Origin of the sequence: Gordonia insulae (assembly GCF_003855095.1) — a bacterium.
GTDB lineage: Bacteria > Actinomycetota > Actinomycetes > Mycobacteriales > Mycobacteriaceae > Gordonia > Gordonia insulae.
In genome coordinates, this window is record NZ_CP033972.1 from 4,922,093 (window position 1) to 4,936,895 (window position 14,803).

Below are 14,803 nucleotides of genomic sequence, written 5' to 3' on the forward strand. Positions count from 1 at the left end.
ATCCCACAACGAGCCCACGTCGCACGCGCACAACATTTGTTGATGTCGAGACGGTCACGACCGGCACTCGCGAAGCGGTGTGATCGTCTACCGTCACCTGCAAGGGTTTTCATGAGGGGCCCGGTGGTCGGTCACGCCGGGAGTTCGACGGTCCGGGGAGGGACCGCCGTCGCGGGGGCAGGGTTCGACGCGGTGGAAGGGTGAGGGATGCGGGTGCGCCGATGGGTACACCGATTCGCGGCGTTGTCGGCGACGTCGATGCTCGTACTGGCGGGGTCGGCGATGTTGCCGGTGGCGGCGGGTGCCGCGCCAGGTGACACGGCTCCGCCGCTGAGCCTCAAGGACGTCGGGTCGTCGTCGACGATCACCATCCCCGGTCAGCAGGGCGAATTCAGTCTGACGCTTCCCGTCCCCGCCGGGCTGACACCGCAGAGCATCACGGGCACCACCGCGATGCCGGCCTTCGTGACCGGGGGATTCATCGACGTCGTGCAGGACGATCGCACGCTGTCACGGACGCCGGTCAGCGCAACGCCGAATGCGCGGATCGAACTCCCGCTGCGTGGCGTGCGGGTTGCCCGCAACGCGGCCGATCTCACGCTCCGGACCTACCTCCGCGCCGACGGATTCTGCAAGTTCGATCCCGAGGACGCATTGCGGATCACCAACGCCACCATCACCTATGGCGGACGGGAGAGCGCGCCGACGGCGGTGGCCGATTTCCTCCAGCCGGTCCTGCGCAAACTGACCATCTACGTCCCCGACGACGTTCAGCAGGCCGAAGGCGCCGCCGCGGTCGACCTGGCGACCGCGGTGATCGCGAACTACGGCACGGCACCGGTCGAGATCGAGACCCGATCCCTGCCCCGCGACGCCCTGACCCCGACGACCCGACCCGGCGCCCTCGAACGCCAGATCGTGGTCGCGACCGGTGATCCGGCCGGACTGTCGTTGCAGAACGGACCCGGCGGTCCGTTCCTGCGCATCGGCGGGGACGCGAGCAACCTCGAGGCGCAGGCGCAGTTCCTCACCTCGGATCTGTCCCCGATCGCACTCAGCTCCGCAGCCGTCGCCGGGACGCTGCACGACGCACCCCAGTTGCCCCCGGACGTGGTCACCCTCGCCGATCTCGGCGTCAGCGATCAGACCGTCACCTCGGCGTCCTGGCCGAGCCTGACGATCGGGATCGACCAGACCCGACTGGGCCGGCCGTCGAAAGATGTTCGGGTACAACTCCATGGCTCGTACACCCCGGCCCCGCAGGGCTCGGGCGGCCGGGTCGCGGTACGGGTCGGCGACCGCGTGATCGACTCCTGGGAGACCGACTCGTCCGGGGTCATCGATCAGTGGGTGCAGATACCGGACGATCTGCTCAGCCGGTACACCGAGCTGCGCGTCACCCTGGAACGCGGGGACACCCGCGCACAGTGTGGCGACGGCTATCAGACCGACCTGTCGTTGGATTCGACGGGCGAGGTCACCTCGTCGGCGGCCGATCCGCCGCAGCCGTCCGGTTTCCAGTCCCTACCGCAGGCGCTGATGCCCCGCACGCAGGTCGCGTGGACCACCGGTGACGTCGCCGACGTGCGCCGCGCCGTGACGATCATGAGCGGGATGCAGCGGTTGTCGGCCATCCCACTGGGCATCGACGTCGTCGACATGTCCGCGGTGACCGATGACCAACCGGCGGTGCTCATCTCCGGCGACGGCACCGGGCTCCCGCAGATGTCGCTGCCGGTGACCTCCGACGGCAGCACCGTTCGCGTCCTCGACCTCGCCGGCAACGCGTCCACCGTGACGCTGACGCCCACACTGGATTATGCGTCGCTGCAGGTCGCGCGGTCCGACGGCCAGACGCGGCTCGTGGCGACGTCCACCGACGATCCCGCCGAACTGGACCAGACCCTGGCCTGGCTCGACGCCGACACCGATCGGTGGTCGCAACTGAGCGGTGACGCGATGCTCCAGGTCGGCGATCGGGATCCGGTGTTCGTGACCGAAGCGGCGGCGCCGGAAGCGGAGTCGTCGTCGACCGGCGCTATCGTCGGCGGCGTGATCGCGGCGGTGGCCGTCGTCGCGGCGGCGGCGGTCGTGGCCTGGACCCTGCTACGTCGGCGGCGCGCCCGGTCGTCATGACCATCCTGGATGCCGAACGGCCCGGCGACACCCGCGGATTCGGTGACCGACTGCGGGACAACATTCTACTGCGCCTGGTACTGCGGTGGGTGGTGCTCGTCGGCATGGCCGTCTTCGCCTACTGGTCGACCCTCGATGCGATCCTGGTGGAGGCGAAGTCGGGCACCCTGATCACCTACCTGCCGGCCGCCGTCGTGTTGACGCTGATGGCCTGCATCGGGATCGGCCTCCGGCAGGGGGACGAGTTCCCGATCTATGACCGGCAGACCGACATCATCGTCGGGACCGTCACCCTGGTCCTGTCCCTCTGCATCGAGGCGATGCTCACCCCGCGCTACGCGAGCACCTATCTGTCGTTGCACATCGATCTGCTGTCGATGTGGCTGTTCCTGCTGGGCGGGGCGGTCATGTTGTTCGGTCTGCGGCCGGTCGCACGCTATCGGTGGGCGTGGTTCCTGTTGTTGTCGATCTTCCCGTTGCCGTACCGGATCCTGGTGATCACCTTCGGCGCGACGCGCGTCGCGGCAAGCATCGTGATGCTGATTCTCGCGGTCGGGGCCGCCGCCGTCGCGGTGGGTCGCACTCGCCGCCGCGGGCTCGCCGGCGCAGCGCTGGCGGCGGTCGCCGGGATCATGGTGCTCGTCGCCCTGAAGGTCTACGCGCCCGATGCGCCGATCTACGTCTACCAGTGGGTCCCGCCGGTCGCTTGCGTGTTCGTGACGGGCGTGGTGATGTACATCGACCAACGACGCGACTGGGGTCACCTCAAGCCCCTGGAGCGGCCGCTCAATCCGATCACCGCACCGGATGTCCTCCGCGGCACGATCTTCACCGCGCTGGTGGCGGTGCTGATCACGCTGATCCCGGTACCCGACATCCGGCCGAGCGCGGGCGTGACCGTCCCCGGTCTGAACATGACCCCGCCACTGTCGGTGCCCTCGAATTGGCGTCAGGTCAGCGTGAAGCCCTACGACGTGTCCAGCCTGTACGGGCCCGGCGCCGCCGCCACCCGCCAAGACCTCCGCCAGGCCGAGGGAGACGTGAAGTACGACAAGTTCTCCCGGCCGCGCAAGGTGGTCGTCGATGCGATCACGACGTCGCGCCCACTGACCCTCGACGTCTATTCCACCATCGTCGACTACAACCTCGTCGGGGACCGCTTCAGTCGTCGGGTCCCGGTGCCGCTGCCACATGGGATGAACGGCGTCCTGCAGACCATCGTCGACGACACGAACTTCCTCACCTACAACCGCCTCGTCTGGCGCTGGAACGACGGCGGGGTGGCCCAACAGGTGTCGCTGATCTCGGTCGACGACCACGAGCCCGACGCCATCTTCCCGCAACCGCAACTCACCCTCTGGCGAAACGTCAACTCGCTCATCACCGTGCTGTTCCGCGGAAACTCGGTCACCGAGGACAAGACGCCGGTGTTCAAGGACCGGGACCTGCTCGTGATGTGCGCGTCGGATCTCATCGAGACCCAGATCGACAAGATCGGTCAGGTGTCGTCATGACCCATCGCGCCGGCGGTGACGACAGGATCGGGGACAACACGAACGGGGACAACCTGCCCGGCTACACGTGGAGCGACGTCGCCGGGCACGCCGACCGCGACGTCCCGGCCCTGCTCGCCGACGAGGACTACCGGCAACGGTCGCTGCACGACGCTGTCGAGGGCCTGCGGGAACAGCAGCCGCTGATGTCGGCGTCGGTGGCCTTCACCCGCGGTCAGAAACTCATCGGGTTCGGTCTGATCGCGGTCATCGCGGTCGCCTTCGTCCTCGCCCCGGTCGGCACCGCCGCCACCCTGATCTCGACGATGACCGTCGTCTACATCATGTCGCTGGTGGATCGCGTCCTGATCTTCCGGCGTGGACTCGTCAACGGCGCCATCGTCGTCGGCGACGACGAGGCCAGGTCGATCCCCGACGTCGACCTGCCGACCTACACGGTGCTGGTTCCCGCGTACAACGAACCCGAGGTGGTCGGGGACCTGGTCGCCAATCTCGAGGCCCTCGAGTACCCGGTCGAGAAGATCCAGGTGCTCCTGCTGCTCGAGGCCGACGATGACGTGACGATCGCCGCGGCACAGACGGTGTCGCACCACGCGTGGGTGACCGTGGTGCTGGTCCCGCCGGCCCAGCCGCGGACGAAACCCAAGGCGTGCAACTACGGTCTGCACTTCGCGACCGGTGACATCGTCACCATCTACGACGCCGAGGACAAACCGGACCCGCTTCAGTTGCGGCGCGTGGCAAAGGCATTCGCCGATCTCGACGACGACGTCGTATGCGTCCAGGGCAAGCTCAGCTTTCACAACGCCACCGACAACATGTTGACCGCGTGGTTCACCGCCGACTACGGGATCTGGTTCGGCTACCTGCTGCCCGGCATCATGGCCAGCCGGTCTCCCATCCCGCTCGGCGGCACCTCCAATCACTTCCGCCGGACTGTCCTCGACGAGATCGGCGCGTGGGATCCGTTCAACGTCACCGAGGATGCGGACCTCGGTGTGCGCATCGCGGCCAACGGATTCCGGACCGCGGTGATCGACTCGGTGACACTGGAGGAGGCCAACGTCGACGGGATCAACTGGGTCCGGCAGCGATCGCGTTGGTACAAGGGCTACATGCAGACGTGGCTCGTCCACATGCGCCAGTTCCGCAGGCTCTGGCGGATTCTGGGCCCGGTGCAGATCTACCGATTCACGCTGCTGTTGGCGGGCACCCCGTTCATCGCCTGTGTGAACATGATCTTCTGGCTCATCCTGGTCGTCTGGATCACCGGGCAGCCGGCGGTGATCGCCGACCTCTTCCCCGGACCCATCTACTACCTCGCGCTCATCTCGTTGATCTTCGGCAACGGTGCGGCCATCTACATGAACCTGATCGCGATCCGCGAAGACGATCGCAGCGAACTCTTCTGGCCGGCCCTGGCGGTGCCCCTGTACTGGGTGATGATGAGTGTCGCCGCCATCAAGGGCATGTGGCAGCTGATCCTCAATCCGTCCTATTGGGAGAAGACCTTTCACGGTCTCGCGTCGACCCCATCGAAGGAATCCGGGACCGCTGCGGACGCCGAGCGGGATGCCGACGACACCGCCGACAGTGAGGGCGCCACATGAGGGGACGGTCGGTCGTCGGCGTGTTCTTCCTGGTGTGGCTCGTCTACGCAGCCATCGGCATCTGGCTCTGCATGGGTCAGCAGTTCTTCATGGGCGATTCGCTGTCCAGGGTGCAGGCCGCGCAGAGCGTGCTGTTCAGCCGGGACCCGCACCTGTCGGCGATCGGCTTCATCTTCACGCCGCTCACCGCGATGGCGCAGCTGCCGCTCACCGCACTCACGCCGATCTGGCCGCCGATGACCACCGAGGCCGTGTCGGCGGCGATCATGTCCGCGGGCTTCGGTGCCGGCGCGGTGATCCAGGTGTGGGGGATCGCCCGCGACCGCGGCGTCACGCCCTGGATGGGCAACGCCGTCAGCATCTGCTTCGCGATCAACCCGATGATCGTGTTCTATTCGGCGAACGGGATGAGCGAGGCGCCGTTCATCTTCTTCCTCACCTGGACGGTCCGTCGCCTGTTGCGCTGGGCCGACACCGACGACGTGCACGAACTCATCGTCGCGGCGGTGGCATTGGCGCTCGGCTATCTGACGCGTTACGACGGTGGCGCGGCGGCGGTGGCGGCCGCGGGATTCGTCGCCGTCGTCACCTTCCGCCGCGCGGACCGCACGAAACGCTACCGACGCGTGGTGATGGACGTCGCGCTCGTCGAACTGCCCAGCGCGGTGGCCTTTTTCGTCTGGGCCTTCACCAGCTGGCTGATCACCGGGAATCTGTTCGCCCAGTTCTCCTCGCAATACGGCAACACCGCGATCCTCGAACAGACCGTGGGCAGTGAGGGATCGGCCACGACGTCGGCGATTCGGTTCGCGCTGTCCGAACTGGTGATCCTCGCACCGCTGTTCGCGATCGTTCTGCCGATGGTGGCCGTGATCCGCTTCCGCAGGCGACGCCTCTACCCGTTGATGGTCGGCCTCGCGGTGATCGGCGCCGTCCTCGCCTTCCAGATCCTGAGCTACGTACGCGGCACCACGTTCGGTTTCATGCGCTTCTACATCACGGTCATCCCACTCTCCGCGATCGTGGCGCTGCTGGCCCTGCCCGCCACCCGGCCCAGTCCGTTCCGGCGCCTCGGCCGGCATGCTGAACCGCCGCCGGTCGGGACCGTCGGGCGCCACCCGATCGGCTATCGCGTCGCGGCGGTGGTCGCCGCGCTGTCGATGGTCGTGGCGATCCCGACCACCGCGGCCGGGATGAACACCAGCACCTACGGAAATCAGGAGTTCGCACTCGGTGCCCTCCTGGTGCCACGTCCGGACTCGACGGATCCCCACCTCCTCGATGCGCAGAAGGTCGCCCGGGCGTTCTCGACGGAGCGGGAGATCGCACAGTACCTCGACTCGCTGCATCTGCCGGACGGCAGCGTCATCTGCGACACCGTCTTCGGATTCGCGGTGGTCGTGCGCTCGACGCGACCGAAGCAGTTCGTGATCCCGTCGGATCAGGACTTCACCAACATCCTCAACGATCCCGCCCTGAACGGTGTGCAGTACATCCTCACGGTCCCCAAAGAGGGTCGCGGCGAGTCCGATGCCATCAACACGCGGTATCCCACCATCTACGAGAACGGGGCACAGATCGGGGTGCTGACGCTGGAGGCCCGCAACCAGGGGGCCTATCTGCCGACCTGGCGGATCTACCGCGTGCTCGACTGACGGCACTCTGCGGTACGTGTCACCGGCTGTTCTGGCGGATCACCGACCACGCGGGGTCGTCGGGTCCGATGTCGAAGCTGCAGCTCGACTTTCGCGGATCCGGGACAAAGGCCCAGAGCAGGGCGCCGGCGGTGCCGGCATCGCGCTGGGCCTCGATCTTCGCGCGGAATCGGGAGGCCCGTTCGGTGAGGTCCAGGCACGAGCCGGCGTGGATGCCGATCTCGTTGACCATCAGCGGCTTTCCGAGTCGCCGGGCGGTCTCGAGGCGCGCTTCGAGACTCTGATCGCCCTGGCCGGGCATGGTCGATCGTTCGTCGTAGTCATGGAAGTCGAGCACGTCGACGCCGGCCGACGCGGCGACTGTCGCGTAGTCGGCGCCCTCGGTGCCACATTGATCGCCGCCGACGAGACCGGAGAAGATGGGATGGCGGTCGTCGAGGGATCGGATCTTCGCGCCGACGTCGTCGAAGAATCGACGCAGGACCTGGCCCGCGCCGCTGTGGCAGGTACGTTGCTGCCACTCGCACCCGCCGGCTCCGGTCCCGGCAGGACAATCGCTGGTCTCCGGTTCTCCGATCGGCTCCCAGCCCGCCAGCGCGTGTTCGTCGTGCCACCGTTCGATCGCCATCCCGACCCATTGCTGGTAGGTCAGTTTTCCGCTCGACGTCGTTGTGCGCCAACCATCCTGATACCAGGATCGGGGCTTGAAGACATCGTCCTCGCAGGCGCCCTCGTTCGATGTCAAGACCGGGAGGACCATCTGATCGTGCCGCTCGGCGGCGGCGAAGACCGCGTCCAGCGGGGCGAAATTGATCATGGCGGTGTTCTTGTCGACGGCGAACGCCGCGAACAAGTTGAAACGGGTGAGCGAGCGTTCGGGGAGCCGGGCGAAGTAGTCGTCGAGATCCACCTCGGCGCCGCAGCCCTTGTTCACCGACCAGTCGGTTCCGAGCTGGTAGGCGTCGAGGCCTGCGGGCCACCAGGGCGCCCCGTCGAGGCGGAGACCGCCGGGCGTGGTCGAGACGCGACCGCCGAAATCATCTGCGGTGGAGGTCCGGACGGGATCCCCGACGCCTGGTTGGGCGCAGGCCGCCAGGACCAGTCCACAGAGGACCAGAACGAGCAGCCTGGAGGGGTTCCGCGGGCGCATGGGCCACATTCACGAAGCCTACTCGCCGGCCGACCGTCTAGGGTGCGGTCATGGGCGGATCATTCGGACGGTGGAGGCGGGGCGTGGGGACGCTCGGAGTCCTGGGATGCGCGTTGGTGTCCGTCGCCGGTTGCGGTCCGGGCGACGATGCCGGCGAGGCGTCGGCGGTGCGGCCGACGAGCACGACACCGACGGTGAGCAGCACGATCGCCGGACCGGTGGGCCAGGGGACACCCTCGACGACACCCGTTCTGCCGCCGCCCTACGTGGACTTCGTCGAGTGGGTGACGACCGCGGTCGGGCCGAGCCTGCAGGTCCATCCGACCGCGGCGGGTCGGCGCACGGACAACCCGCGCGGTGCCGACATCGCATGGGCGGAGGTGCTCCGACTCGAGCCCGACGCCGACACCCCCGGCATGCGAGCGCAGTTCGACTGTCACTGGGACTTCGCACGCGCCGTCGAGCCGGACAAGCCGAGTTGGAACCTCGAGCCGTCGCGGCCGGTCGTCACCGACCAGGTGATGATCGAGACCCGCTGCAACCCGGGCGCTCCCGAGGAGTGACCCCGGAGATGTCGGGGAGCGTGGCGTCGGGGTACGTCAGCGCGTCACGAACTGCCGCCGATGCCCGATCCAGCGGCAGATCACGTAGATCACGAACGAGATCGTCGTGACGAACACCGACACCGGCAGGCCCGGAGCCAGTGACACGATGAGACCGCCCACCGAGGCGACCTCGGCGAACACGACCGACAGCACGAGGACCCTCGTCGGGTTCGCGGTCAGCCGGGCCGCGGCCGCCGCCGGTGTGATCATCAGCGACATCACCAACAGTGCGCCGATGATCTGCACGCCCTGCGCACAGGCGAGTCCCATCAGGACGGCGAACACCACCGAGAGCGTCCGGATCGGGACACCGTGGGCCAGCGCCACCCGCGGATCCAGGGAGGCGAACAGCAGCGGCCGGTAGATGACCGCCATCCCCGCGACGACCACGACGGTGGTGATCGCGATGGCCGTCAGCCCGCCGGTGCCGACGCTGACGACCTGTCCGGTGAGCATCGCGAAACCCGTTCGCGCGCTTCCGTACAGGGAGAGGAACAGCACACCGAGGCCCAGGCCGAAGGCCATCACCACGCCGATCACCGAGTCCCGTTCGCGGGCACGGTTTCCCATGAATCCGAATACGGCGGCGACGATGACCGCACCGATCACCCCGCCGACGTTGATGCTGACGCCGAGCAACAACGCCGCGGCCGCGCCGGTCACCGACAACTCGCTCACGCCGTGCACGGCGAACGACATCTGCCGCGCGATGATCAGTGGTCCGAGGATGCCGCCGAGCAGGCCGAGTAGTGCGATGGCGATGAGCGACTGCTGCACGAAGCCACGCCCGAGCAGTTCGGCGGTCGAGTCGAGGTCCCAGAGTCTGCTGATCTCGATCTGCGTCGCCGCCAGAGGGGATCCGACGGTCATTGCTGAGCTGCTCGCTCTCCGTCGTGGCCGGGGACCGTCGGCGGCTCGGGCCGATGGTCGCAATGGTGGGCGTCCTCGCCGCCGATCACGAGCAGCCGTCCGTGCACCCGCAGGACCTCGACGTCGCTGCCGTAGAGGTTCGACAGCGTTTCGGTGGTCATCACCTCGTCGGGCGTACCGATCCGGAACCGGCCGCCCACCAGGTACAACACCCGGTCGACGTACGGCAGGATCGGATTGATCTCGTGGGTCACGAACACGACGGCCGTCTCGGCGTTGCGCCGGCGTTCGTCGATCAGCTCCACCACGAGCTGCTGATTGCTGGGGTCGAGGCTCGACAGGGGCTCGTCGCACAACAGCAGCGTCGGGTCGCCGGTCAGCGCCTGCGCCACCCGGAGTCGTTGCTGCTCGCCACCGGACAGCAGGCCCATCGGCGCCTCGGCGTAGGCGGTGGCACCGACTTCGGCCAGCGCGGCGTCGACGAGTCGCCTGCGGCGGGCCCGGCCGCGGAGTCCGACGCCCCACCGGCCGCCGTCCACACCGAATCCGACGAGATCGCGGCCGCGCATCGCCATCGGATCGGAGTCGTCGGCGTGCTGCTGCGGGATGTAACCGATCGCGTCGGTCACCGACAGCGCTCCGGCATCCAGCGCGTACTGACCGAGCAGACAGCGCAGGAACGACGTCTTGCCGGAACCGTTGGGGCCCAGGACCGCGATGAACTCGCCCCGGGAGATGCGCAGCGTCAGGTCGTCCCACAGCACGCGGGATCCGAATCCGAGTCGGGCGTGGTCGAACCTCGCGACGGTGTCGGACGCCGGTTCGCGCCGGGGCTCGGTCACGGGATCGGGGTGCGCCATGAGGTCAGTTTGCGGCATGCGCATCCAACGCGGAACTCAACGCGTCGATCTGGCCGGTCTGCCACGCGATGTAGTCGGTGGTGCCGTCGGGCAGGGTCTCGGTGAACTCCACCACCGGCACCTTCGCCGAATCGGCCGTCGCGCGCAGCGCCTCGGTCACCGAGTCCGACGCCTGCGTGTTGTAGATGAAGGCGTGCACGGTGCGTGAGGTGAGCAGATCCTCCATCGCGGCGCGATCGGCGGCCGACGGTGACTGACCCTCCTCGACCGACTGGGTGAATCCGGCAGGCGCGACATCGACCAGTCCGGCCTCGTCCAGCAGGTAGCCGGCGAGGGGCTCGGTCTGGGCGACCTTGGTGCCGTCGTGCGCGGTCTTGATGGCGGCGAGCTTCTCGCGCAGGCCGTCGATCTTGGTGGTGAACGCCTGTGCGTTGGCCCGGAAGGTGTCGGCGTTCGCCGGATCCTTCTCGGCGAGTGCATCGCCCACCTTGGTGGCGACCTGGCCGACGACCTCGAGGTCGTAGAAGACGTGCTCGTTCATCGAGCTGTGGTCGTGGTCGTCACCGGCGGCATGGTCGTGGGAGTCGCCCTCGAGGATCTCGAATGCGTTGACCGAGGTGACGTCGGTGCCCTCGATGGCGCTCTCCATGTAGGCGTCGTAATGGCCGCCGTTGAGCACCACGACGTCGGCGTCGGCGACCGATGCGGTGTCCGACGCGGACGGTTCGAACTCGTGCGGATCGCCCTCGGCGTTGGTGTAGAGCGAGGTCACCGTGGCCTTGTCGCCCGCGACCGCCGACGCCACCGAACCCCAGACGTTGGTCGACGTGACCACGGTCGGGGTTCCCGAGGCGGACCCGCCGCCGCTGTCGTCGCCCGAACAGCCGGCCAGGGCCAGGGCGCTCGCGCCGATCAATGCCACGGCCGCCGCCAGTGTTCGCCTCATCGTGTTCTCCGCCTCACGCAAATGACAATCGTTACCGAAAGGAGTGTAGGGGATGGTGGGCGAGGTGCCGAATCGGGTGGTGGTCGTCATGCCGGCAGGTCGGCGCGGCGACTACGCCAACACCACCGGCACGACGAACCGCGCCACCATGTCCCGCTCGTCGTCGGCCGACGCACCGGGCGTGGTCAGCAACGACACGATCACCCGGACCAGCCACCGGGCCCGATCGCGACGCTCGGCACCGTCGGTGTCGGGGGTGATCCGCGCCAGGAAGCCGGCGGCCATCTCCTCGATCGCCGGGGACAGCAGGGCGAGATCGGCCGAGGAGCCCGCGGCGTCGGCGGTGAACCAGGTGCGCAACGCGGGATTCGATCGCACGCCGGTGATCGCGGTGGTGACCGCGGCGATCAGCTGTGCGGCCGGATCCGCCTCGTCGTCCGCGACGGACCCGATGGCCGCACCGAGCTCGCCCGCGGCCCGATCGACATAGGCGGCAAGCACTTCCGACTTCCCCGGGTAGTACCGATAGAGCGTCGCGCGGGAGCAGCCGGCCGCGGCGGCCAGCCCGCGCATGGTCACCGCGGGCACGCCGTGCTCGATGAAGAGTTCCTCGGCGACGTCGAGGATGCGCTGGGCGGCGAGGTCCGCACGTTCGGGCGCGAGCCACGGCTCGGTCCCGCGGTGATCCCCGCGCGATGTGCCGCCGTGTTCTTCGGCGGGGGACTCAGGCATGGAAGGGGACATAGGTCGGCCGCCGGACGTAATTGCCGTCGGCCCACTCGATGCCCTCGACGTCGACGGCGAAATCGGGGTGAAACGCGAGGAGTTCGGTCAGCGCGACCCTGGCTTGCATCCGCGCCGCGGCCGCGCCGAGGCAGTGATGATTCCCGTGGCTGAACGTCAGGATGCTGCGCGGTCGCCGGGTGACGTCGAGGTCGTCGGCGTCGGGCCCGTACGCGTCGGGATCGTGGTTGGCCGACCCATAGCAGAGAAGGACCTTGCGGCCGGCCGGGATGGTCACCGCCCCGTCGGGGGTGTCCGGGTAGGTCACGTCGCGAGTGGTGGTGCGGGCGAGGCCCTGAACGGGCGACGTGAGGCGCAGCAGTTCGTCGACGGCGCCCGCGACGAGGTCGGGCTCGTCGACCAGGCGCCGACGCTGATCGGGGAATCGGTGCAGGTAGGCGACACTGCCGCCGAGCATCCCGGTTGTCGTGTCGTTGCCCCCGGCGACCATGGTGAACGTGAACGCGAGGATCGACAGCAGCCCGGCCGGGTCGTCGGGATCGTCGGCGAGACCCGCGGACACCAGCTGGGACACGGTGTCCTCGCCGGGGTGTCGTTTGCGGAACTCCACCAGTTCGGTGAAGTAGGCGAGCATCTCCAGCGTCGCGGCACCGGCCGACTCGGCGGCCGCCGCCATGCCACCCACACCGGACGCCGCCCCGACGACTGCCTCGGTCCAGCCGTCGAAGCGGCCCCAATCCTCTTCGGGGACACCGAGATAATGCGCGACGACCATACTCGGCAGCGGTTTGAAAAGCTCGCCGACGATGTCGGCCGGACCGTCGGTCGGTAGCCGCTCGAGGCGATCGCGGACGAATGCGCGGACCGTCGGCTCGACCGCGATGACCTGTCGTGGGGTGAAGCCCCGGGCGACCAGCTTGCGGAAACGCGTGTGTGTCGGCGGGTCCTGCATGACCATCGGCGGATTGTCGGCCATGCCGATCGCCTCGAGTTCGCCGTAGGTCACCGTGAGGCCCTGCGCGGACGAGAAGGTCGCGGCATCGTCGGCGGCGGCGAGCACGTCGGCGTGACGGGTGAGGACCCAGAAGTCGGCGTCGATGTCGCCGGTGGGGATCACGCGGTGGACCGGCGAGTGCGTGCGGAGCGCGGCGTACATCGGGTACGGGTCCGCCCAGGTGGACCCGGACCTCAACTCGAACATGGCGAGCCTGGACACTTCTGTTGTCATGTTTCGATAGTGAGACAGTATCAACAAAGTGTCAAGGGCGGCGGTCTCGGCGCGGTGCGGTCGCGCAGAGCATCCCGTGCGGATTTCTCTAAGGTGGAGGGATGACCAGCCCACCGTTGCCGCGGCGCGTCGCACTCATCTCCGTGCATACGTCGCCGTTGGCGCAGCCGGGCACCGGTGATGCCGGGGGAATGAACGTCTACGTCTGGCAGACCGCGACGCGGCTCGCGCGGCGTGGGGTGGAGGTGGAGATCTTCACCAGGGCGACGTCGTCGGCGGATGCCCCGATCGTCGCCGCGGCCCCGGGTGTCACCGTCCGCAATGTGGTCGCGGGCCCGTTCGAAGGTCTCGACAAGCGGGATCTGCCCGCTCAGCTGTGTGCGTTCACGGCGGGCGTGCTGCGCGCCGAGGCCATGCACAAGCCCGGCTACTACGACCTGATCCACTCGCACTACTGGCTGTCCGGCCAAGTCGGCTGGCTCGCCCGCGACCGGTGGGGTGTGCCGCTGGTGCACACCGCGCACACCCTGGCCGCGGTGAAGAACGCGTCGCTGGCCAAGGGCGACACCGCCGAGCCGATGCTGCGGGTGATCGGCGAACAGCAGGTCGTCGACGAGGCCGACCGCATGGTCGTGAACACCGACACTGAGGCCACCGAACTGGTGTCGATGTACAACGCGGATCGCGGTCGGATCGACGTCGTCACCCCGGGTGCGGACCTCGATGTGTACTCGCCCGGTTCGCGGGACCTCGCACGGGCCGAACTCGGTCTCCGTGGCGACGAGACCGTGCTGACCTTCGTCGGACGGATTCAGCCACTCAAGGCACCGGACGTCCTGCTCGCCGCGGCCGCGCCGATCATCGAGCGATACCGTGCCGAGGGCCGTGCGATCCGTGTGCTGATCGTCGGTGGGCCGTCGGGCACCGGACTGGCGCAGCCGACCGCGCTGATCGATCTCGCGGCCGATCTCGGCATCTCGGACTCGGTCACCTTTCTGCCGCCACAGCCGTCGGATCGGCTCGCCCAGGTCTACCGGGCCTCGGATCTGGTTGCCGTACCGAGCTATTCGGAGAGTTTCGGGTTGGTCGCGATCGAGGCGCAGGCCTGCGGTACGCCGGTGGTGGCCGCGGACGTGGGCGGACTGAGTGTCGCGGTGGCGGACGGCGGAACCGGTCTGCTCGTCGACGGTCACGACGTCGAGGACTGGACGTCGGCGATCGCGGGACTCCTCGACGACCCGGACCGGCTCGCGACGATGCGGCGCAACGCACGCACGCACGCCGAGCAGTTCTCCTGGGAGCACACTGCGAGCCAGTTGTTGACCAGCTATTCGGCGGCGATGCAGTCGTTCGCCGCCCGCAACCCCGCCGCGATCGGTGCGGCGGCGGCGCGGCACGGGTCCCGCCGCTGGCGTCGCCGGCGTGCGCGGATGGTCGTCGGACAGGGATGACCCGACGACCAGCGGCCGCAGCAGCCATGTTCGG

12 protein-coding genes are annotated in these 14,803 nt (G+C 68.3%); 6 read left to right on the forward strand and 6 right to left on the reverse strand.

All coding sequences use genetic code 11. From position 1 onward, the window contains the following. Positions 1-207: 207 nt before the first annotated feature. The 4 genes from D7316_RS22475 to D7316_RS22490 are packed head-to-tail and all read left to right on the forward strand — an operon-like array spanning position 208 to position 6,915. Positions 208-2,136 carry a hypothetical protein gene (locus tag D7316_RS22475; protein ID WP_124710240.1) on the forward strand — a complete coding sequence of 643 codons (1,929 nt, stop codon included), beginning with the start codon at positions 208-210 and terminating at the stop codon, positions 2,134-2,136. Beyond that, positions 2,133-3,650, forward strand: a complete 1,518-nt coding sequence (locus D7316_RS22480) for a hypothetical protein (protein WP_124710241.1) — start codon at positions 2,133-2,135, stop codon at positions 3,648-3,650. Before D7316_RS22475 ends, D7316_RS22480 begins: the two co-directional genes overlap by 4 nt. Beyond that, positions 3,647-5,260, forward strand: coding sequence for a glycosyltransferase (locus tag D7316_RS22485; RefSeq protein ID WP_124710242.1), 1,614 nt, complete (start codon positions 3,647-3,649; stop codon positions 5,258-5,260). The genes D7316_RS22480 and D7316_RS22485 overlap by 4 nt, the downstream gene beginning before the upstream one ends. Further along, on the forward strand, positions 5,257-6,915 hold the full coding sequence (locus D7316_RS22490) for an ArnT family glycosyltransferase (RefSeq protein ID WP_124710243.1): 1,659 nt from the start codon (positions 5,257-5,259) through the stop codon (positions 6,913-6,915). The genes D7316_RS22485 and D7316_RS22490 overlap by 4 nt, the downstream gene beginning before the upstream one ends. Before the next feature lie 19 nt (positions 6,916-6,934). On the opposite strand, the gene D7316_RS22495 is transcribed toward D7316_RS22490, so the two are convergent. Beyond that, complete coding sequence (locus D7316_RS22495; protein ID WP_124710244.1) at positions 6,935-8,065, reverse strand: beta-mannosidase; 1,131 nt, start codon at positions 8,063-8,065, stop codon at positions 6,935-6,937. An 83-nt stretch (positions 8,066-8,148) separates the two neighbouring features. Between D7316_RS22495 and D7316_RS22500 the strand changes: the two genes are divergently transcribed. Continuing rightward, a complete protein-coding gene (locus tag D7316_RS22500; RefSeq protein ID WP_232017028.1) occupies positions 8,149-8,628 on the forward strand; it encodes a DUF2599 domain-containing protein in 480 nt (159 codons plus the stop codon). Positions 8,629-8,664: 36 nt separating this feature from the next. Here D7316_RS22500 and D7316_RS22505 read toward each other — a convergent pair whose 3' ends face one another. The 5 genes from D7316_RS22505 to D7316_RS22525 form a co-directional block, all read right to left on the reverse strand. Continuing rightward, positions 8,665-9,540: a metal ABC transporter permease gene (locus tag D7316_RS22505; protein WP_124710246.1), complete on the reverse strand. Its 876-nt coding sequence runs from the start codon at positions 9,538-9,540 to the stop codon at positions 8,665-8,667. Then, entirely contained in the window at positions 9,537-10,400 is an 864-nt protein-coding gene (locus D7316_RS22510) for a metal ABC transporter ATP-binding protein (RefSeq protein WP_124710247.1), read from the reverse strand. The genes D7316_RS22505 and D7316_RS22510 overlap by 4 nt, the downstream gene beginning before the upstream one ends. Before the next feature lie 4 nt (positions 10,401-10,404). Further along, complete coding sequence (locus tag D7316_RS22515; RefSeq protein ID WP_124710248.1) at positions 10,405-11,346, reverse strand: metal ABC transporter solute-binding protein, Zn/Mn family; 942 nt, start codon at positions 11,344-11,346, stop codon at positions 10,405-10,407. 111 nt (positions 11,347-11,457) lie between these two features. Beyond that, entirely contained in the window at positions 11,458-12,078 is a 621-nt protein-coding gene (locus D7316_RS22520; protein ID WP_124710249.1) for a TetR/AcrR family transcriptional regulator, read from the reverse strand. Continuing rightward, a complete protein-coding gene (locus D7316_RS22525) occupies positions 12,071-13,318 on the reverse strand; it encodes a cytochrome P450 (protein WP_124710250.1) in 1,248 nt (415 codons plus the stop codon). Before D7316_RS22525 ends, D7316_RS22520 begins: the two co-directional genes overlap by 8 nt. Positions 13,319-13,419: 101 nt before the next feature. Here D7316_RS22525 and mshA point away from each other — a divergent pair, with 101 nt between their 5' ends. Beyond that, positions 13,420-14,769 (forward strand): D-inositol-3-phosphate glycosyltransferase, encoded by a 1,350-nt coding sequence (gene mshA, locus D7316_RS22530; protein WP_124710251.1) that lies wholly within the window; start codon positions 13,420-13,422, stop codon positions 14,767-14,769. Positions 14,770-14,803: the final 34 nt, after the last annotated feature.

What these genes read in the sequence shown, in the direction of transcription:
- D7316_RS22475 (WP_124710240.1), top strand. Translation starts at nt 208, where the DNA reads ATGCGGGTGCGCCGATGGGTACACCGATTCGCGGCGTTGTCGGCGACG.
- D7316_RS22480 (WP_124710241.1), top strand. Translation starts at nt 2,133, where the DNA reads ATGACCATCCTGGATGCCGAACGGCCCGGCGACACCCGCGGATTCGGT.
- D7316_RS22485 (WP_124710242.1), top strand. Translation starts at nt 3,647, where the DNA reads ATGACCCATCGCGCCGGCGGTGACGACAGGATCGGGGACAACACGAAC.
- D7316_RS22490 (WP_124710243.1), top strand. Translation starts at nt 5,257, where the DNA reads ATGAGGGGACGGTCGGTCGTCGGCGTGTTCTTCCTGGTGTGGCTCGTC.
- D7316_RS22495 (WP_124710244.1), bottom strand. Translation starts at nt 8,065, where the DNA reads ATGCGCCCGCGGAACCCCTCCAGGCTGCTCGTTCTGGTCCTCTGTGGA.
- D7316_RS22505 (WP_124710246.1), bottom strand. Translation starts at nt 9,540, where the DNA reads ATGACCGTCGGATCCCCTCTGGCGGCGACGCAGATCGAGATCAGCAGA.
- D7316_RS22510 (WP_124710247.1), bottom strand. Translation starts at nt 10,400, where the DNA reads ATGGCGCACCCCGATCCCGTGACCGAGCCCCGGCGCGAACCGGCGTCC.
- D7316_RS22515 (WP_124710248.1), bottom strand. Translation starts at nt 11,346, where the DNA reads ATGAGGCGAACACTGGCGGCGGCCGTGGCATTGATCGGCGCGAGCGCC.
- D7316_RS22520 (WP_124710249.1), bottom strand. Translation starts at nt 12,078, where the DNA reads ATGCCTGAGTCCCCCGCCGAAGAACACGGCGGCACATCGCGCGGGGAT.
- D7316_RS22525 (WP_124710250.1), bottom strand. Translation starts at nt 13,318, where the DNA reads ATGACAACAGAAGTGTCCAGGCTCGCCATGTTCGAGTTGAGGTCCGGG.
- mshA (WP_124710251.1), top strand. Translation starts at nt 13,420, where the DNA reads ATGACCAGCCCACCGTTGCCGCGGCGCGTCGCACTCATCTCCGTGCAT.